The sequence below is a fragment of the Sphaerisporangium melleum genome, assembly GCF_014646695.1.
In the GTDB taxonomy this organism is placed as follows: Bacteria; Actinomycetota; Actinomycetes; order Streptosporangiales; family Streptosporangiaceae; genus Sphaerisporangium; species Sphaerisporangium melleum.
Genome location: NZ_BMNT01000003.1, coordinates 1,506 through 20,876, shown reverse-complemented (window position 1 = coordinate 20,876; position 19,371 = coordinate 1,506). Strand labels below are relative to the sequence as shown.

Annotated in this window: 14 protein-coding genes and 1 pseudogene; all 15 read left to right on the top strand. The window is 72.6% G+C overall.

From position 1 onward, the window contains the following. Window positions 1-420: 420 nt before the first annotated feature. Window positions 421-2,085: a urocanate hydratase gene (gene hutU / locus IEY93_RS03140; RefSeq protein WP_189161414.1), complete on the top strand. Its 1,665-nt coding sequence runs from the start codon at window positions 421-423 to the stop codon at window positions 2,083-2,085. Between the two features lie 260 nt (window positions 2,086-2,345). Continuing rightward, complete coding sequence (locus tag IEY93_RS03135) at window positions 2,346-3,584, top strand: allantoate amidohydrolase (protein WP_203967951.1); 1,239 nt, start codon at window positions 2,346-2,348, stop codon at window positions 3,582-3,584. 200 nt (window positions 3,585-3,784) lie between these two features. After that, on the top strand, window positions 3,785-5,137 hold the full coding sequence (locus IEY93_RS03130; protein WP_189161413.1) for a formimidoylglutamate deiminase: 1,353 nt from the start codon (window positions 3,785-3,787) through the stop codon (window positions 5,135-5,137). A gap of 69 nt (window positions 5,138-5,206) precedes the next feature. Beyond that, window positions 5,207-6,397, top strand: a complete 1,191-nt coding sequence (gene hutI, locus IEY93_RS03125) for an imidazolonepropionase (protein ID WP_189161412.1) — start codon at window positions 5,207-5,209, stop codon at window positions 6,395-6,397. Between the two features lie 408 nt (window positions 6,398-6,805). Further along, window positions 6,806-8,161: an extracellular solute-binding protein gene (locus IEY93_RS03120; RefSeq protein WP_189161411.1), complete on the top strand. Its 1,356-nt coding sequence runs from the start codon at window positions 6,806-6,808 to the stop codon at window positions 8,159-8,161. Next, window positions 8,158-9,075: a carbohydrate ABC transporter permease gene (locus IEY93_RS03115; RefSeq protein ID WP_189161410.1), complete on the top strand. Its 918-nt coding sequence runs from the start codon at window positions 8,158-8,160 to the stop codon at window positions 9,073-9,075. Before IEY93_RS03120 ends, IEY93_RS03115 begins: the two co-directional genes overlap by 4 nt. 1 nt (window position 9,076) lies before the next feature. Beyond that, window positions 9,077-9,976 (top strand): carbohydrate ABC transporter permease, encoded by a 900-nt coding sequence (locus IEY93_RS03110; RefSeq protein ID WP_189161409.1) that lies wholly within the window; start codon window positions 9,077-9,079, stop codon window positions 9,974-9,976. A 486-nt stretch (window positions 9,977-10,462) separates the two neighbouring features. Further along, window positions 10,463-11,020: pseudogene (locus IEY93_RS37770) on the top strand (LLM class flavin-dependent oxidoreductase); the annotation flags it as partial. 73 nt (window positions 11,021-11,093) lie between these two features. Next, on the top strand, window positions 11,094-11,993 hold the full coding sequence (locus IEY93_RS37765; RefSeq protein WP_308425731.1) for an LLM class flavin-dependent oxidoreductase: 900 nt from the start codon (window positions 11,094-11,096) through the stop codon (window positions 11,991-11,993). Between the two features lie 55 nt (window positions 11,994-12,048). Further along, entirely contained in the window at window positions 12,049-13,245 is a 1,197-nt protein-coding gene (locus IEY93_RS03100) for an LLM class flavin-dependent oxidoreductase (RefSeq protein WP_189161408.1), read from the top strand. 126 nt (window positions 13,246-13,371) lie between these two features. Beyond that, window positions 13,372-13,497 carry an ABC transporter ATP-binding protein gene (locus IEY93_RS03095; RefSeq protein ID WP_189161407.1) on the top strand — a complete coding sequence of 42 codons (126 nt, stop codon included), beginning with the start codon at window positions 13,372-13,374 and terminating at the stop codon, window positions 13,495-13,497. Window positions 13,498-13,906: 409 nt separating this feature from the next. Then, window positions 13,907-15,820 carry an AfsR/SARP family transcriptional regulator gene (locus IEY93_RS03090; protein ID WP_189161406.1) on the top strand — a complete coding sequence of 638 codons (1,914 nt, stop codon included), beginning with the start codon at window positions 13,907-13,909 and terminating at the stop codon, window positions 15,818-15,820. A gap of 187 nt (window positions 15,821-16,007) precedes the next feature. Next, a complete protein-coding gene (locus IEY93_RS03085) occupies window positions 16,008-17,441 on the top strand; it encodes an aspartate aminotransferase family protein (protein WP_189161405.1) in 1,434 nt (477 codons plus the stop codon). Next, window positions 17,423-18,463, top strand: a complete 1,041-nt coding sequence (locus IEY93_RS03080; RefSeq protein ID WP_189161404.1) for an NAD-dependent epimerase/dehydratase family protein — start codon at window positions 17,423-17,425, stop codon at window positions 18,461-18,463. Before IEY93_RS03085 ends, IEY93_RS03080 begins: the two co-directional genes overlap by 19 nt. Window positions 18,464-18,480: 17 nt before the next feature. After that, the coding region (locus IEY93_RS03075; RefSeq protein ID WP_189161403.1) for a UbiA prenyltransferase family protein at window positions 18,481-19,371 on the top strand (891 nt) is incomplete at its 3' end.

Sequence of the window (19,371 nt, the reverse complement as noted above, 5' to 3'; positions counted from 1 at the left end):
TCGAGAACACCGCCGCCGAACGCCGCCTGTTCTTACCCGGCTGACGCGGCCCGGCCAGGCGCGGGCCCGGGTGGGGCCCGTGCCGGGGCGGGGCCGGGGCGAACGCGATACGCGGCGAGACCAAGAGCACACCCAGTACCGGCGAGCACCTGGTACGGACAAGCACCCGGCTCCGATGAGCAGTCGGTACCGACGAGCACCTGGTACCGACGAGCAGCCGGTACTGATGACCCGGCACCGGTGAGAGCCCGGCACGCGAGAGCCGGCAAGGGACCGGAGCCGGGTTCACGGGCACCCGGTGCACGGGAAACCCCGGAAACGGAACCCCGGGGAGGGACCCTGGGACGGTAAACCCGGGGACGGGAACCCGAGGGGCAGGAGAAGACGGCGAGATGGCGCGAGCGAGGAGATGAGCCAGGGATGAGCGAGCAGGCGAGGCGGGTGATCCGCTCCCCGCGCGGCACCGATCTGTCGTGCCGGGGGTGGCAGCAGGAGGCCGCGTACCGGATGCTGCACAACAACCTCGACCCGGAGGTCGCCGAGCACCCCGAGCAGCTCGTCGTGTACGGCGGCACCGGCAAGGCGGCACGCGACTGGCCGTCCTTCGACGCCATCGCCCGCACACTGCAGGGGCTGGCGCAGGACGAGACGCTGCTGGTGCAGTCGGGGCGCCCGGTCGGGGTCATGCGCACCCACGAGTGGGCGCCGCGCGTGCTGCTGGCCAACTCCAACCTGGTGGGCGACTGGGCGAACTGGGAGGAGTTCCGCCGGCTCGAGGCCATGGGCCTGACCATGTACGGCCAGATGACGGCCGGCTCCTGGATCTACATCGGCACGCAGGGCATCCTGCAGGGCACCTACGAGACCTTCGCCGCCGTGGCCGCCAAGCGCTTCGGCGGCACCCTCGCCGGGACGATCACGCTCACCGCCGGGCTCGGCGGCATGGGCGGCGCGCAGCCGCTCGCGGTGACCATGAACGGCGGCGTCGCGATCTGTATCGACTGCGACCCCTCCCGCATCGCCCGGCGCATCGAGCACCGCTACCTGGACGTCCAGGCGGCCGACCTGTCCGAGGCGCTGCGCCTGGCCGTCGAGGCGCGCGACGCCCGCCGGCCGCTGTCGATCGGCGTGCTCGGCAACGCCGCCGAGATGCTGCCCGAGCTGCTCGCCATGGACGCGCCGATCGACATCGTGACCGACCAGACCTCCGCGCACGACCCGCTGTCCTACCTGCCGCTCGGCGTGGCGTTCGAGGACATGCGCGAGCAGGCGGCCAAGGACCCGGCGGCCTTCACGGCGCGGGCCCGCGAGTCGATGGCCCGGCACGTCGAGGCGATGGTCGGCTTCATGGACGCCGGCGCCGAGGTGTTCGACTACGGCAACTCCATCCGCGGCGAGGCCAGGCTCGCGGGGTACGCGCGGGCCTTCGACTTCCCGGGGTTCGTGCCCGCCTACATCCGGCCGCTGTTCTGCGAGGGCAAGGGCCCGTTCCGCTGGGCGGCGCTGTCGGGCGACCCGCGCGACATCGCGGCCACCGACCGGGCGATCCTGGAGCTGTTCCCGGAGAACGAGTCGCTGGCCCGCTGGATCAGGCTGGCCGGCGAGCGGGTCGCCTTCCAGGGGCTGCCCGCCCGCATCTGCTGGCTGGGGTACGGAGAACGCGACAAGGCGGGGCTGCGCTTCAACGAGATGGTCGCCTCCGGCGAGCTGCGGGCCCCGGTGGTGATCGGCCGCGACCACCTGGACGCCGGGTCGGTGGCCTCGCCGTACCGCGAGACCGAGGGCATGCTCGACGGCTCGGACGCGATCGCCGACTGGCCGCTGCTCAACGCCATGGTCAACGTCGCCTCCGGCGCGTCCTGGGTGTCGATCCACCACGGCGGCGGCGTCGGCATCGGCCGCTCCATCCACGCCGGGCAGGTCGCGGTCGCCGACGGCACCCCCCTCGCCGCCCAGAAGCTGGAGCGGGTGCTGACCAACGACCCGGGCATGGGCGTCATCCGGCACGTCGACGCCGGCTACGACCGCGCCGCCGAGGTCGCGGCCGAGCGCGGCGTCCCCATCCCCATGGCCGATCAGCGATGACCGGCCCCCGGCACCGCGGCGCGGAGTCCGCCGCCCCGGGTGACCTGCGGCCCGCCGCTCGGGGCGGCAGCGCGGATGCGGCTCAGGGCGCGCGTGCCGTTCAGGACGCCCGCCGGCCTGTCGCGCAGGACGGCAGGGCAGGTATCTCCGGGGACGACCCGCGGCATGCCGGCCGGGACGACAGGGCCGGTCAGGATGCTTCAGGGCATGCCGCTCAAGGCGACCGGAGCGCTGTCCTGAACGACCTGGTGCCCGGCATCATGGAGGACCCGGTGGCGGGCGGGCAAGACGACCAGGCGGCGGGCCGGTTCGCGCGGATGTGGGACGAGCTGGCCGCCATCGGGGACGGCGGGGCGCGCGGGTACCGGCGGTTCGCCTGGACCGCCGTCGACCTGGAGCTGCGGGCATGGTTCCGCGCGCAGGCCGAGGCGCGTGGGATGACCTGGGAACGCGACCGCAACGGCAACGAATGGGCCTGGTGGGGCACTCCCGGCCCGGATGCCGTGGTCACCGGCAGTCACCTGGACAGCGTGCCCGGCGGCGGCGCCTTCGACGGCCCGCTCGGCGTGGTCTCGGCGTTCCTCGCCATCGACCTGCTGCGCGAACGCGGCGTCGTCCCGGAGCGTCCCGTCGCCGTGGTCGACTTCAGCGACGAGGAGGGCGCCCGGTTCGGCGTCGCCTGCGTCGGCAGCCGCCTGCTGACCGGCGTCCTGGCCCCGGAGGACGCCCGCGCGCTACGCGACGCCGACGGAGTGACGCTCGCCGAGGCCATGCGCGCCGCCGGCGCCGACCCCGCGGCGCTGGGCCGCGACGAACAGGCCCTCGGCCGCATCGGCGCCTTCGTCGAGCTGCACGTCGAGCAGGGCCGCGCCCTGGTGGACCTGGACGCGCCGATCGGCGTGGCGAGCGCGATCTGGCCGCACGGCCGGTGGCGCTGCACCTTCCACGGGCGGGCCGACCACGCCGGCACCACCCGCCTTTCCGACCGGCACGACCCGATGCCGCCGTTCGCCGCGACCGTGCTGGCCGCCCGCGAGTCCGCGCGGCGGCTCGGCGCGCTGGCCACCTTCGGCAAGGTCGGCGTCGATCCCAACGGCACCAACGCGATCGCCTCCCGGGTGGACGCCTGGCTCGACGCCCGCGCTCCGGACGCCGCGACCGTCCGCGCCCTGGTGGCCGAGGTCACCCGGGCCGCCGAGGACGCCGCCGCCGGGCACGGCGTGCGCGCCGAGGTGACGGAGGAGTCCTGGACGCCGGTGGTGGAGTTCGGCACCGGGCTGCGCGACCGCCTGGCCGGCGTCCTCGGCGGCGTCCCGGCGCTGCCCACCGGGGCGGGCCACGACGCGGGCATCCTGTCGGCGCACGTGCCGGCCGCCATGCTGTTCGTCCGCAACCCCAGCGGCGTCAGCCACAGCCCGGCCGAGCACGCCGAGCCCGGCGACTGCCTGGCCGGCGTCCGCGCGCTCGCCGCCGTCCTCGCGGACCTGGCATGCCGGTGACCACGGCCACCGGCGGCTCGGATCCGGGCCGTACGCGCGGCCCTGGCGCGGTGAGCGTGACGGGCCGGGGCGGGCAGGCGGACGTGGGCCCGGGCCAGGCGGGATCGCAGGGTCCTGGTGGGCCGAGAGCGGCGGCTCTGCGCGGTCCGGGAGCGCCGGGTGCCGGCGAGCCGGGAGCGAGAGGCCAGGGCGGGCCGGCGATGGCGGGTCCGGGCGGGGCGGTGACGGTCTTCCACGCCGAGTACGCCTGGCTGGGCGGGGACGGCGCGGCCGCCGGCGTGGTGATCGAGGTGGCGGGGGAGCGGATCGCCGCGGTGCGCGAAGGGGTGGCCACGCCGCCGCCCGGGGCCGTCCGGCTGCGCGGCGTGACCGTGCCGGGGTTCGCCAACGCCCATTCGCACGCCTTCCACCGGGCCCTGCGCGGGCGCACCCAGCGCGAGCGCGGCACGTTCTGGACCTGGCGCGAGCAGATGTACCGCGTCGCCGCCCGGCTCACCCCGGACACCTACCACGCCCTGGCCAGGGCCGTGTACGCCGAGATGGCGCTGGCCGGTGTCACCTGCGTCGGCGAGTTCCACTACCTGCACCACGACGTCGGCGGACGGCCCTACGCCTCACCCAACGCGATGGGGGAGGCGCTGGTCGCCGCCGCGGCCGAGGCGGGGGTCCGCATCACGCTGCTCGACACCTGCTATCTGCGCGGCGGCTTCGACTCGCCGCTGGAGGGGCCTCAGCTCAGGTTCGGTGACCGCGACGCCGACGCCTGGGCCGGCCGGGTCTCGGCCCTGCCGGCGGACGGGCACGCCGTGATCGGGGCGGCCGTCCACTCGGTGCGGGCCGTGCCGCCCGACGCCATGCGAGTGGTGGCCGGCTGGGCGGACGAGCGGGGTGCGCCGCTGCACGTCCACCTGTCCGAGCAGGTCGCCGAGAACGAGGCGTGCCGGTCGGCGCACGGCCGCACTCCGGCGGAGCTGCTGGCCGGAAGCGGCGTCCTTGGCCCGCGCGCCACGGCGGTGCACGCCACCCACCTCACCCCCGGCGACATCGCGCTGCTCGGCGGCTCCGGCACCGGCGTGTGCATGTGCCCGACCACCGAGCGCGACCTCGCCGACGGCATCGGCCCGGCCCGCGCGCTCGCGGACGCCGGCTCCCCGCTGTCGCTGGGCAGCGACAGCAACGCCGTCCTGGACCTGCTGGAGGAGGCGCGGGCGGTGGAGCTGGACGAGCGGCTGGCCACCCGGCACCGGGGGCACTGGCGCGCGGCCGAGCTGCTGCGCGCCGCCACCGCCGGCGGGCACGCCTCGCTGGGCCGGCCGGCGGCGGGGCGCATCGAGGCCGGCGCGCCCGCCGACTTCGTCACGGTCGCCCTGGACACCGTGCGCACGGCCGGCTGGTCGGCGGACGCCCTGGTGGAGGCGGTCGTGTTCGCCGCCACGGCCGCCGACGTGCGCGAGGTGGTCGTCGCCGGCCGCCGCGTGGTGAGCGAGGGCCGCCACCTGCTGGTGCGGGACGTCCCCGCCGCCCTCACCGCGGCGATCACGGCCGTGACCTGACGGCGCGGCGAGACAGGTCACGATGAAGAGGATGGGCGTGAAGCGAGCGGCCGGGTGGAGGAGATGGGGATGACGGACGCGGGGACGGGGTCGCTGCTGATCGACGGCATCGGGTCGCTGGTCACCAACGATCCCGCGCTCGGCGAGGGCCCGCTCGGGCTGGTGGCGGACGCCGCGCTCGTCGTCGAGGACGGCCGCGTCGTGTGGGCCGGCCCGCGGTCGCGCGTCCCCGAGGGGGCCGCGCGGGAACGGTTCGACGCCGAGGGCCGCGCGGTCATCCCCGGCTTCGTCGACAGTCACGCCCACCTGGTCTTCGCCGGGGACCGGGCCGCCGAGTTCGAGGCCCGCATGTCCGGCCGTCCGTACACCGCGGGCGGCATCCGCACCACGGTCGCCGCCACCCGGGCGGCCGGTGACGACACGCTGCGCGCAGGCGTCCGCCGCCTGGTCGCCGAGGCGCTGCGCTCGGGCACCACCACGATCGAGTGCAAGTCCGGGTACGGTCTCACAGTCGAGGACGAGGCGCGGAGCCTGCGCGTCGCCGCAGAGCACACCGCCGAGACGACCTTCCTCGGCGCGCACGTCGTGCCGCCGGAGTACGCCGCCGATCCGGACGGCTACGCCGCGCTGGTGGCCGGGCCGATGCTCGACGCGTGCGCTCCGCACGCCCGCTGGATCGACGTGTTCTGCGATCGAGGAGCCTTCGACGGCGACCAGACCCGGATGATCCTGGCCGCGGGGAAGGAACGGGGCCTGGTGCCGCGGGTGCACGCCGGGCAGCTCCAGCCGGGCCCCGGGGTGGCAGTCGCCGTCGAGCTCGGCGCGGCCTCGGCCGACCACCTGACCCATCTCACCGACGCCGACGTCGAGGCGCTGGCGGGCGGCGGCACGGTGGCCACGCTGCTGCCCGGCGCGGAGTTCTCCACCCGCTCGCCGTACCCGGACGCGCGCCGCCTGCTGGACGCCGGGGCCACGGTGGCGCTGGCCGCCGACTGCAACCCGGGGTCGAGCTACACCACCAGCATCCCGTTCTGCGTCGCCCTCGCCGTACGCGAGATGCGCATGACCCCCGGTGAGGCGGTGTGGGCGGCCACCATGGGCGGGGCCCGCGCCCTGCGCCGGACGGACGTGGGACGCCTGTCGCCCGGCGCCCGTGCCGATATCGTCATGCTGGACGCGCCCTCGCACGTCCACCTGTCCTACCGCCCCGGCGTCCCGATCGTCGCCCGGGTCTGGAAGGACGGCCGGGCGCGGGCCTGAACCCGCTGCCCGCCTCCGCGAGCGCTCGCGGCGCCGGTACCGGTGGCCGAAACCTTGACGCGCGGATGATGCCGAAATGTTTCGTGCCACAAGGCCGGGCCGCCGGGGTCCTCTGGCGGGGTCTCCGAGTGTCCACTGCGTATCGGATCGGTAAAGCCGACATTGGCCCCCATGCCTGCTCAACTGCGGCGATTGCCTTACAAGCCCTAAAGGGGGTCTTGACAGTCATACCGCCGAAATTTAGATTGCGTGCCCAGCGGTAATGACGCACGTGTATCGAAACATTTCGGCGAGCCGACCCAGGGGAGTGGGCGAGCGGCATCGCAAGATGCCGATCAGGCCCGCCGGCCACCGCTTCGACGAGGACGAGCCGCGGCCGGCCCGCGGCCTTGGAGTACGGAGATCAGCGTGGAGCCCAGGACAACCACCCGTCGCACCTTCCTCGGCCTCGGCCTGGGGCTGCCGCTCGGGGCCGCGCTCGCCGCCTGCGGTAGCTCGGGACCGGGTACGAGCAGCGGGAGCAGCGCCGGCGGCAGTGGCGGCGGCAGCGGCGCGAAGGCGACCTACTGGTACCTGTCCGGGCAGCCGGACGAGGCCGTCCGCAAGAACACCATCGACGCCTTCAACAAGGCCAACCCGAACAGCCAGATCGAGGGCACGTCGATCCAGAACGACGCCTACAAGACCAAGATCAAGACGTCGATCGGCGCCGGCACGGCGCCCACGCTCGTCTTCGGCTGGGGCGGCGGCACTCTGCGCAGCTACGTGAAGGCCGGCCAGGTGGACGACCTCACCCCCTTCTTCGAGCAGAACCCCGCGATCAAGGAGCGCCTGTTCCCCTCGGCGTTCGGTGCCGGCACCATCGACGGGAAGATCTACGCGCTGCCCATCGAGCGCGTGCAGCCGATCGTCCTGTACTACAACAAGAAGGTCTTCGAGCAGGTCGGCGTCAAGCCCCCGGAGTCCTGGGGCGACATCATGGACCTGGTGCCCAAGTTCAACGCCAAGGGCATCGCGCCGTTCTCCCTCGGCGGTCAGTCGCGCTGGACCAACATGATGTGGCTGGAGTTCCTCTTCGACCGCATCGGCGGCCCCGAGGTATTCCAGGCCATCTTCGACGGCGAGAAGGACGCCTGGAACAACCCGGCGGCGATCGACGCGCTGACCAAGATGCAGGAGCTCATCAAGGCCGACGGGTTCATCAAGGGCTTCTCCTCGATCACCGCCGACTCCAACGCCGACCAGGCGCTGCTGTACACCGGCAAGGCCGCGATGATGCTGCACGGCAGCTGGTCGTACGGCATCCAGAACAACGACGGCGGCGACTTCGTCTCCAGCGGCGGCCTCGGGTACATGAACTTCCCGGTGGTCGACGGCGGCAAGGGCGACCCGGGCAACACCGTCGGCAACCCCGCGCAGTACCTGTCCATCTACTCCCAGGCGACCCCGGAGCAGAAGGAGATCGCCAAGAAGTTCTTCACCACCGGCGTGAACACCGAGGCCGCGGCCAAGGAGTGGATCGCCGGCGGCAGCGTGCCGATCGTCAACGGCACCGAGGGCCTGTTCGCCGCCTCCAAGGACGCCGACTGGCTGAAGTTCGTCTACGGCATCGCCAGCAACGCCAAGTTCTTCGGCCAGTCGTGGGACCAGGCGCTCAGCCCGGCGGCGGCGGAGGTCCTGCTGGACAACATCTCCAAGCTGTTCCAGCTCTCGGTCTCGCCCCAGCAGTTCGCGACCAACATGAACGCGGTCATCGGCCAGTGAGCGCTCTCGCGACCTCTGCCTCGCCGGGGACCTCTCCCCGGCGGGGCGGTGACCGCGCCCTGCCATGGCTCGCCGCGCCGGCGCTGCTGGTCTTCGTCGGCTTCGGGGTGATCCCGCTGGTCGGAGTCTTGCTGCTGAGCTTCACCACCTGGGACGGCCTCGGGCAGATCATCCCCTCCGGTCTGACCAGCTGGCAGGCCGTGCTCGCCGACCCCGGCCTGCCGCACGCGCTGTGGATCACCTTCCTGGTGATGGCCGTCTCGTGGCTGTTCCAGACGCCGCTGAGCATCCTGCTCGGGGTGTTCCTGGCCGGTGCGCAGCGCTACCGGGGTGTGCTGGCGGTGGTCTACTTCATCCCGCTGCTGCTCAGCTCGGCGGCCATCGCGGTCACCTTCAAGGCACTGCTCGACCCGAACTTCGGTCTCGGCGCCGGTCTCGGCATCCCGCTGCTCAGCCAGGACTGGCTGGGTAACGGGCCGCTCGCGTTCGGCACCGTGATCTTCGTGGTGTCCTGGCAGTACATCCCCTTCCACACCCTGCTCTACCAGGGCGGAGTGCGGCAGATCCCGCAGTCGATGTACGAGGCGGCGGAACTGGACGGCGCCGGGCGGGTCCGCAAGTTCTTCAGCATCACCCTGCCCCAGCTGAAGTACACGATCATCACCTCGTCCACGCTCATGGTGGTGGGGTCGCTGACCTTCTTCGACCTGATCTGGGTGCTCACCGCCGGCGGTCCCGCCGACGCGACGCGCGTACTCGCCGTGGACATGTACAAGCGGGGGTTCCAGGCCAGCCTGATGGGTCCGGCCAGTGTGATCGCCGTCATCCTCGTCGGAGTCGGCCTCCTGCTCGCGTTGCTGCTGCGGCGGATCGGCGGAGGCAGTAACAGCACCAGCCAGCTCGAGGGGGCCTGACATGGGGGCCATCGTCACCAAGACCGCCTCCGAGCCGGCGGCCGCCCGCCAGGCGCACCGGGGCCCCGGCCCCCGTGGCAAGAGCCGGCGCCCCAACTGGCTCGCGGGGGTCGGCAGCGTGGTGTGGCTGGCGATCGTGATCATCCCGATCTACTGGATCGTCATCACGAGCTTCAAGGTCCAGTCCAGCTACTACGCGTCCAACCCGTTCGCGCCGCCGACCGAGCCGACGCTGGACAACTACCGGCTGGTCATCGAGTCGGACTTCATCCGCTACTTCTTCAACAGCGCCGTGGTGTCCGTGGGCGCCGTGATCCCGGCGGTGGCCGTCTCGTTCATGGCGGCCTTCGCCATCGTCCGCAACCGCGCCGGGCGGTTCCTGCGCGGGGTGAACTCGCTGTTCCTCATGGGGCTGGCCATCCCGCTCCAGGCGACGATCATCCCGGTCTACCTGATCATCATCCGGCTGCACCTGTACGACACGCTGCTGGCGATCATCCTGCCGTCGATCGCCTTCGCCATCCCGCTGTCGGTGCTGGTGCTGGCCAACTTCATCAGGGACGTGCCCAAGGAACTGTTCGAGTCCATGCACATGGACGGGGCCGGCACCTGGATGGTGCTCTGGCGCCTGGCCTTCCCGCTCACCCGGCCCGCCGTGGTGACCGTGTCGATCTACAACGCACTGATGATCTGGAACGGCTTCCTGCTGCCGCTGGTCCTGACCCAGGCCCCGACCCAGCGGACGCTGCCGCTGGCCCTGGCGACCTTCCAGGGGCAGTACAGCGTGAACGTGCCGGCGGTCCTGGCGTCCGTCGTGCTCACCACTCTGCCGATCCTCGTGATGTACGCGGTCGGCCGCCGTCAGCTCCTCGCGGGCCTCACCGCGGGCTTCGGCAAGTGACCTGATCCCGGGAGCGGTCCGCCCGCGTACGGCACGGACCGCTCCCGGAACCCCTCCGGTCATCCCGCCCCGCCCCGCCCCGATCCTCTCCGCGCCCTCGCTCGCTCACACCGCCGCGCCGTCCTCTCGCGCGCCCATCGCGCAGCGTGTCCGCGCCGCCCGCGCCGTTCGCCCGAGCTCCCGTGCCCTCTCCGCCGCCGCGCGCCGCTCGCCCGTGCCGCCGCGTGTCCCGCGCCGTTCGTTCGCTTCGTCCCGTCGTCCCGTCGCGCCGTCGTGGCGTTCCCGCCATGACATCCACGCCACGGTGATGTCCTGGTCATGACGCACATGCCGCCGTGACGTCCGCCCCTCGCCGGCGCCGCTGTCGGCCGGTGCCGCCATGCCCGTCCGAGCCAGGGTCCCCCGCACGCCCGCACGCTGATCGAGCGGGATGCCGCATCGGCGCGGGAAGGTCGTTGACAGCAAACCCCCTATTTCCTACTGTTTGTGAGGGTGGCCCGGCGGCTGGCCACCCTGGACCACCTCAGCGCGGGGCGCGCCGCCTGGAACGTGGTCACCACCTCCGACGCCTTCACCGGGGAGAACTTCCGCCGGGGCGGCTACCTGGACCGGGCCGACCGTTACACGCGCGCGGCCGAGTTCGTCCGGCTCGCCCGCAAACTGTGGGACTCCTGGGAGGCCGACGCGGTGCAGGGCGACCAGGAGGCCGGCGTGTTCGCCCGGCCCGCCGCCGTGCGCGAGGTGCAGCACGCGGGGCGTCACTTCACCATCCGAGGTCGCTTCAACGTGCCGCGCCCGCCGCAGGGGCACCCGGTGATCATCCAGGCGGGCGACTCCGACGAGGGCCGCGAGTTCGCCGCCCGCACGGCGGACGTGATCTTCAGCAGGCACGGCACCCTGGAGGACGGCCGCGCGTTCTACGCCGACGTCAAAGGACGGCTGGCCCGCTACGGGCGCGCCCACGACGACCTGAAGATCATGCCGGCCGCGACCTACGCCCTGGGCGACACCGACGCCGAGGCCGCCGAGAACGCCGCCGAGATCCGCCGGCTCCAGGTGAGCCCGCAGACCGCGACCGCGTTCTTCGACGCGGTGCTGCTCGCCGCTCACCACCCGCATCGGGCTGATCCCGACCGCGACCACCACCCACACCGAGCCGTTCCATGTCGCGGTCGGCATCGCCACCCTCGACCACGTGAGCCGGGGGCGGGCCGGTTGGCGCCCGCAGGTCTCCTACCGGCGCAGCGAGGCCGCGCACTTCGGCCGCCGGGAGCTGCCGCCGCTGGACCCGGCGAACTCCGCCGAACCTCTGCTGCTCGACCTGCTGACCGAGGCGGGCGACGCCGTCGAGGTGGCCCGCCGCCTGTGGGACAGCTGGGCCGACGACGCCGAGATCCGCGACGTGGCGACCGGAAGGTTCGTCGACCGCGACAAGCTGCACTACATCGACTTCCAGGGACGCTGGTTCTCGGTCAAGGGCCCCTCCATCACCCCACGGCCGCCGCAGGGGCAGCCGGTCGTCGCGGCGCTGGCGCACGCGCGCCCGGCCTACGAGTTCGCCGCGCGCGGCGCCGACGTCGTGTTCGTCACCCCGCACGACCGGGCCGAGGCCGCCGCGATCGTGGCGGAGATCGCCGGGATCCCGCGGACGGGGGAGCCGCTGCGGATCTTCGCCGACCTCGTCGTGTTCCTCGGCGGATCGGCGGCGGAGGCCGCCGAGCGCAAGGCGCGCCTGGACGATCTGCACGGCGCCGTGCCCACCTCCGACGCCGCGGTGTTCACCGGAACGGCCGCGGAACTGGCAGAGGTGCTGCTCGACTGGCGAGAGGCCGGGGTCGAAGGCTTCCGGCTGCGGCCCGGCGCGCTGCCGTACGACCTGGAGCTGATCACCCGGGAGCTGACGGCCGCGCTGCGCCGGCGCAGCGCGTTCCGCGAGGCGTACGAGGCCGCGACCCTGCGCGGGCTGCTCGGCCTGCCCCGTCCGGCGAACCGCTACGAGAAGGCCGGTGCCCGGTGAAGTTCCTCGCCATCACCCCCGAACTCCCCAGCCGGCCGTTCGCGAAAGGGCAGTCTTGACCGTTCCCTCTTCCCCCGCCGTCCCGCTGTCCATCCTCGACCTGGCCCCGATCCCGTCCGGCGGCGGTGCGGGCGACGCGCTGCGCAACACCATCGACCTCGCCAGGCGCGCGGAGGAGTTCGGCTACCACCGCTACTGGGTGGCCGAACACCACTTCGCCACCGGAGTGGCCGGCTCGGCGCCCGCGGTGCTCATCGGCCTGATCGCCGCCGCCACCGAGACGATCAGAGTCGGCTCCGGCGCCGTCCAGCTCGGCCACCAGACCCCGATCGCCGTGGTCGAGCAGTTCGGCCTCATCGACGCGCTGCACCCCGGCCGCGTCGACCTCGGCCTCGGCCGCTCCGGGCAGCGCCGCGCCGAACTCGCCGCCGAGCCAACCCGGCCCTCTCCCGCGCGGCCCCCGGCCCCCGCCGAACCGGCTCGGGCGACGGTGGTGGACGGGCTGCTGATCCCACCGCCGTTCTCCTACGCCGAGCTCGCCCGCTCGCCGCACCTCGCCGCGCAGGCGGCCCTGCTGCAGCAGCCGGGGGCGCTCACCCCCGACTTCGCCGAGCAGGTGGACGACATCGGCGCCTTCCTGGCCGGCACCTACCGCACCCCCGACGGGTACGCCCTGCACGCCGTCCCCGGTGAGGGCGCGCGACTGGAGCTGTGGGTGCTCGGCAGCAGCGGCGGGCAGAGCGCCCAGGTCGCGGGCGAGCGCGGGCTGCCGTTCGCGGCGAACTACCACGTCAGCCCGTCCGCCGTCCTGGAGGCCGTCGAGGCCTACCGCGCATCCTTCAAACCCTCGGCGGTGCTGGCCGCGCCGTACGTCGTGGTGTCCGCCGACGTGGTCGTCGCCGAGGACGACGCCACGGCCAGGGAGCTGGCCAAGCCGTACGCGCTGTGGGTGCGCGCCATCCGCAGCGGCCAGGGCGCGATCCCGTACCCCACCATCGCCGACGCCGACGCGCACGAATGGACCGACGCGGATCGCGAGCTGGTCGCCGACCGGGTCGACACCCAGTTCGCCGGCTCGCCCGCGACCGTCGTCGAGCGCCTGCGCGTCCTCCAGCGGGTCACCGGAGCCGACGAACTGCTCGTCACCACCATCACCCACGACCACGCCGACCGGGTGCGCTCCTTCGAGCTGCTCGCCACGGCGTGGCGGGAGGCGGGCGTGACCGCCGGGACCAGGGAGGCGCACCGGTGAGACCCGCGAAGATCGCCCCCGCGCTCGCCTTCGCCCTCGCCCTGGTGCTGACCGCGTGCGGCGGCGGCCAGGAGGAGAAGGGCGGCGCGGCGCCCGCGGTCACACCCTCCGTTCGACGACGAGCGGGTGCGGCGGGCGCGGGAGGGGCGGGTGGTCGAGGAGGGCGACGTGGACGAGGTCTTCCTGCGTCCCCGGCATCCCTACACCCGCGCTCTCGTCGACGCGGTGCCCCGTCTCACCGGTACGCCCTGATCGTCCGCTCTCCCGGGCGCCCGCCCGGGGAGGAGAGAAGCCGCGTGCCGCCGCCCATTCGGAGACCGGCGAGGTTCGGGAAACGGGACGAGGGAGCGTTCCAGTGGATTGATTCTGCTTCGGCCGTGAAACTTTCAGTTGGGGACGACCTTCGTGGGTTCGCGGAGCATGAAAAGTTTTCTTCGTATCCCGGCGAAGGCCTTACCACCGTCCATAATGACCACCGCCGCGATCACGGATGTGTGAATCCGGACATCGGGTCGCGCGTAATCTTCTTCTTCCTTTCCGGGAAGTACCGCTCGCAGTCGCCCTCCGCGATCATGAGGCGTCGATCGTGAGTCGGTTATTCCGGATTTATGGGCATTTGCGTGGTTCCGTCGGTGAAGGCGTGCACTGCAGGGTGATACGGATGGACTTCAAGATCCTCGGGCCGATCGAGGTCCGGGCCCCCCAGGGGCAGCCGGTCCCGCTGGGCCGGCGCAAACAGAGAGTGCTGCTCGCGGCTCTGCTGCTGAACGCGGGCAAGGCGGTCTCCAGCCGGCGGATGCTCGACTGGCTGTGGGGAGAGAGCGCTCCCGCGACCGCCGAGGCCAACCTCTACACCTACATCTCCGCCCTGCGCAGAGCGCTCGGCTCCCCTTCCCGCCTCGAGGCGGGCACGAACGGCTACGTGCTGCACGTCGCCCCGGACGAGCTCGACGTGACCCTGTTCGAGGAACTCGCCGAGCAGGGACGCGGCGCGCTGGCCGACGGGCGCAACGACGTGGCACTGGAACGGCTGACCCGCGCCCTCGGCCTGTGGCGTGCCGAGACCGTCCTGGAAGGGCTGCCCCTGCCCGCTCCGCTGCGCGGCGAGGCGGCGCGGCTGGAGCGCCTGCGCGCGACCGTCGTGGAGGCCGCGCTGGAGGCGCGGCTGGCGCTCGGCCGGCACACCGAGGTGCTCGCCGACCTGGAGGCGCTGACCCGCAGGGACCCGCTGAACGAGCGGCTGCGCGCCCAGCTCATGCTCGCCCTGTACCGCAGCGGCTGCCGCGCCGACGCCCTGGCGGTGTACCAGGGCGCGCGGGCGACGCTCGCCTCGGAACTCGGTATCGACCCCGGTCCCGACCTCGTCCGCATGCACCAGCGGATCCTCGCCGACGACCCGGCCCTGGCGCCGCCCCAGGCGCGGACCGTGCGCCGGGTCCTCGCCCCGGCCGAGCTGCCCCTCGACGCGGCCGCCTTCACCGGACGGGCCGCCGAGGTCGCGCGACTACAGCGCGCGATGGCCTCGGTCGGCTCCGGCGAGGTCATGATCTGCGCGATCGCCGGAGCCGCCGGGATCGGAAAGTCGGCGCTCGCCGTGCGCGTCGCCCATCAGTTCGCCGACCGGTTCCCCGACGGGCGGCTCTACGTTAACCTGCACGGTTCCACCCCCAACGTCCTTCCGCTCCACCCCGCCGACGTCCTCGCCCGCCTGCTGCGCTCCCTCGGCGACGACGTGCCCGCGGGAGCCGACGTGGACGAGGCGGCGGCGCGGTTCCGCTCGCTGACCGAGGGCAAGCGCCTGCTGCTCCTGCTCGACAACGCCAGGGACGCCGAACAGGTGCGCCCGCTGCTGCCCGCCAGCCCCACCTGCTGCGTGCTGATCACCGCCCGCAGGATGCTCACCTCGCTGGACGCCGTCGCCCACCTGCGCCTCGGCGTCATGGCCGAGGACGAGACGTACGTGCTGCTGAGCCGTCTGATCGGCGAGAGGCGTGTCGCGGCCGACCCGTGGGCGGCGCGCGCGATCGCGCGGCTGTGCGGCGGGCTGCCGCTGGCGAGCAGGATCGCCGCCGCCCGCCTGATCGCCCGGCCGGGCATGTCGCTGCGCGCCCTCGCCGGCCGTCTGGCCGTCGAGGACCACCGTCTGTCGGAGCTGCAGGCCGACGACCGGGCCGTGCGGGCCTGCTTCATGGTGAGTTACCGCGCCCTGGACGCCGAGGAGTCCCGGATATTCCGGCTGCTGAGCCTGCTGGGCGGATCCGAGGTCGGCGTCGAGATCGCCGCCGCCGCGGCCGACCGTTCGCCCGAGCGGACCGTCGAACTGCTGGACCGCCTCGCCGACGCCCAGCTCCTGGAGGCCGGCGACCCCGGCCGGTACCGCATGCACGACCTGCTGCGCCTGTTCGGCCGCGAGCGGGCCCGGCGGGAGGAGAGCCTGGACGACCGGGCGCACGCCATGCGCCGCGTGCTGCTCAGCTACTTGGCAGCGGCCGCCGGCCCCGATGAGGTCACCGCGGGTGACCAGGCCGCGACCCGCGGCCCCGCGGTCACGCTCGCCGGCTCCCCGGCCCGCTGAAGGCCGCACCCCGCTTCGCGCCGCCCTTACCCCTGTTTTCGCGCTTGCGGCTTGACCTACACACATGCGTATGGTGCCAGGTGTAGCCCGATTGACCAGTATGTGCCCATGTCGGCCGTCTTCTCAGCCCTCGAGAAGAAGACCGGCACCTTGCGGAATTCGCGCAACACGTAAGGGAAGGGCAGCCGTGTCTGAGCTGATCGGCATCGACGAGTGTGAGAACCTCTCGGTGAAACAGGTCCAAGATCTATACAAAAGGTATGTCAGCCGTAGCCAGGTCAACCTCATGACCTCCTTCGGCTTCGGCCGCGAACTCATCGACCGCGCCGAGGGCCCCTGGATCTGGACCCGTGACGGCCGCAAGATCCTCGACGTCACCGGAGGGGTCGGCGTCCTCAACCACGGTCACAACCACCCGCGCATCATGGAGGCGCGCCGCCGGTTCGCCGATCGGCGGCGCATGGAGGTGCACAAGGCGTTCTTCTCGCCGTACGTGGCCGCGCTCAGCCACAACGTGGCCGCGCTGCTGCCCGGAGACCTCAACATCTCCTACTTCCCGAACTCCGGCGCCGAGGCCAACGAGGGCGCCGTCAAGATGGCCTACAAGTACCACGGCGGGCGGCGCAACACGATCCTGCGCTCCAACATCAGCTTCCACGGCAAGACCCTCGGCGCGGGCAGCCTCACCGGGTCGGCGGAGAACGCCTTCCGCTTCCCGGGGCTGCCGGGCATCGTCGTCTACCCCTACGGCGACGTCGCGGCCGTGCGCGCGGCGATCGACGCCACCCGCGGCCCGGACGGGAAGTGCGACGTGTACGCGCTCATGCTGGAGCCGTACAGCGCGTCCAGCATGCGCTGCTGGTCGGAGCAGGATCTGTACGAACTGCGGCGGCTCTGCGACGCGGACGACATCATGCTGATCTTCGACGAGGTGTACACCGGCTGGGGCAAGACCGGCAGCCTGTTCTACTTCATGCGCTACCCCGACCTACTGCCCGACATCCTCGTCTACTCCAAGTCGCTCGGCGGCGGCAAGGCGTCGATCTCCGGGTACACCGCCCGCGAACCCGTCTTCCGCAAGGCCTACGACCGGCTCTCCGACGTCATCCTGCACAGTACGACCTACTACGGCTTCGGCGAGGAGACCGTCACCGCGATCGAGGCGATCAACGTGGTGGTCGAGGACGACTACCCCGCGCGGGCGCGGCAGATCGAGCGGATCCTGCGGCCGGGGCTGGAGAACATCCAGAAGCGCTACCCCGACGTGGTCGGCAAGGTGGCCGGCACCGGGTCGCTGTGGGGAGTGTTCCTGAACGGCGGCCCCAAGGTGCTCGACCTGGCCGGCAAGCTCGCGCCGGGATTCTCCGGCGACCCGCAGTTCCGCACCAAGCTGATCACCCTGTCGGTGATCGCCGACCTGTACCGCGAGCACGGCATCGTGTCGTACTACAGCCCGAACGCCGACAACCCCCTGGTCGTCGCGCCGACCCTCACCATCGAACCCGACGACCTGGAGTACTTCCTCGACGGTCTGCACAAGACGCTGGGCAAGGGCCTGCCGCGGCTGCTCGGCCAGTTCGTCCGGGAGAAGGTGGGATCGCGATGGTCCTCCGGATCGTAGTGACCGGCAGCGCCGGGATGCTCGGCGGGAACCTCGCCCGCCGCCTGGTGCTGGAAGGCCACGACGTGCTCGGCGTCGATCTGCGCCCGCTGCCCGAGCCGCTCCCCGGCATGCGGCACCGGCTCGCCGACGTGCGCGACCTGCCGCTGATGACCGACGCCATGGCCGGGGCGGACGCGGTGGTGCACTGCGCGGGCGCGCTGCCGAGCTACCCGGCCGAGCAGATCCACGACCTGATCGTCAACGGCACCCACACGGTCCTGGAGGCCGGGCGCCGCGCGGGAGTGGCACGGCTGGTGCACATCTCCTCCACCGCCGTGTACGGGCTGCCCAAGCTGGTGCCCACGCCCGAGGAACATCCGCGCGAGCCGGTCGACCCCTACACCAGGGCCAAGGCCGAAGCCGAGGAACTGGCCGACAAGTACCGGGCCGGCGGCATGTGCCTGCCGATCCTGCGGCCCAAGACCTTCCTCGGCCCGGGCCGCATGGGCCTGTTCGCGATGCTCTTCGAATGGGCCGAGGAAGGCCGCGGCTTCCCCGTCCTCGGCCGCGGCGACGTGCGCATCCAGATGTTCGCCGTGGAGGACCTGGTGGACGCCGTGGTCTCGGTCCTCGAGGCGCCCGAGGACGTCGCCAACGACACCTACAACCTGGCCGCCGCGGAGTTCGGCACGCTGCGGGAGGACTTCCAGGCGGTGCTGGACGCGGCCGGCCACGGCAGGCGCGTCGTCTCCATCCCCGCGGCCCCGGCCCTCGCCGGGCTGCGGCTGCTGGAACGCACCCGGCTGTCGCCGGTGTACGGACGCCTGGTGCACAAGCTGCTGGCCGACTCCTACGTCAGCATCGACAAGGCCCGGGAACGGCTCGGCTTCCAGCCGAAACTGTCCAACCGGGACGCCATCCTCCGTACCTACGCCTGGTGGCGGGAACACCGCGCGGCCGGCTCGGCGCGCGGCGCGGGCCAGACGAGCCGCGACGCCTGGCGGCAGGGCGCGCTGTCGCTGGCGAAAGTCTTCTTCTGAGCCGACCGGGGTAGAGCATGCACGTCGTCGAATCGGCGGACGTTCCAGAAAGCCCGCAGCGTACCGAACCGGCACCGGACCGCCCGGCGGAGGCCCGGAGCAACCTGATCGCCGACCTCGCCGGTCTGATACGCCCGTCGCACACCGCCAAGGCGATTCTCCTGGTGCCGGTGGCACTCATCGGCACCCGCCCGTGGAGCGTCGCCGCACTGGCCGGGATCATCTCGGCCACCATCGCGTTCATCCTGGCCGCCGCCGTCGTCTACATCGGCAACGACATCGCCGACCGGGACCGTGACCGCCATCATCCCGTCAAACGCCACCGCCCGATCGCGAGCGGCCGGGTGGGGGTGCCCTGCGCCCTGCTGTTCGCGGGGGTCCTGCTGGTCCTGCTCGGCGCCATCGTCATCCGGTCCCCGGCGGCGTACTGGCCGCTCCTGGTGTACCTGGCGCTCAACGTCGCCTACAGCCGCCGCCTCAAGCACATCCCCCTGGTGGACGTGGGCACGGTGGCGGCCGGGTTCGTGCTGCGCGTCGTGCAGGGCTATGAGGTGACCGGCGGGCAGGTGCCCGCCTGGCTGCTGATCACCGTGTTCTCGATGTCACTGCTGCTCCTGCTCGGCAAGCGGCGCCAGGAGCTGCTGGACGGCGGGGCCGCGCACCGGCCCGCGCTGAGCGGCTACTCGATGGAGCTGACCAACTGGCTCCTGCAGATCGCCTCGGTGCTCTCGCTGGTCTCCGGCCTGATGTACCTGCGCGACGAGGGGCCGTTCGGGCCACAGCACGGTCAGACGGCGATGATGCTGTCCACGCCGTTCGCGCTGTTCGCCCTCTTCCGCTATCTGCAGATCCAGCTCGTGGACGAAGGCGGCGGCGACCCCGTCCGCGTCCTGCTGCGCGACCGCGTC

What these genes read in the sequence shown, in the direction of transcription:
- IEY93_RS03110 (WP_189161409.1), top strand. Translation starts at nt 9,077, where the DNA reads ATGGGGGCCATCGTCACCAAGACCGCCTCCGAGCCGGCGGCCGCCCGC.
- IEY93_RS03090 (WP_189161406.1), top strand. Translation starts at nt 13,907, where the DNA reads ATGGACTTCAAGATCCTCGGGCCGATCGAGGTCCGGGCCCCCCAGGGG.
- IEY93_RS03080 (WP_189161404.1), top strand. Translation starts at nt 17,423, where the DNA reads ATGGTCCTCCGGATCGTAGTGACCGGCAGCGCCGGGATGCTCGGCGGG.
- hutU (WP_189161414.1), top strand. Translation starts at nt 421, where the DNA reads ATGAGCGAGCAGGCGAGGCGGGTGATCCGCTCCCCGCGCGGCACCGAT.
- hutI (WP_189161412.1), top strand. Translation starts at nt 5,207, where the DNA reads ATGACGGACGCGGGGACGGGGTCGCTGCTGATCGACGGCATCGGGTCG.
- IEY93_RS03130 (WP_189161413.1), top strand. Translation starts at nt 3,785, where the DNA reads ATGGCGGGTCCGGGCGGGGCGGTGACGGTCTTCCACGCCGAGTACGCC.
- IEY93_RS03135 (WP_203967951.1), top strand. Translation starts at nt 2,346, where the DNA reads ATGGAGGACCCGGTGGCGGGCGGGCAAGACGACCAGGCGGCGGGCCGG.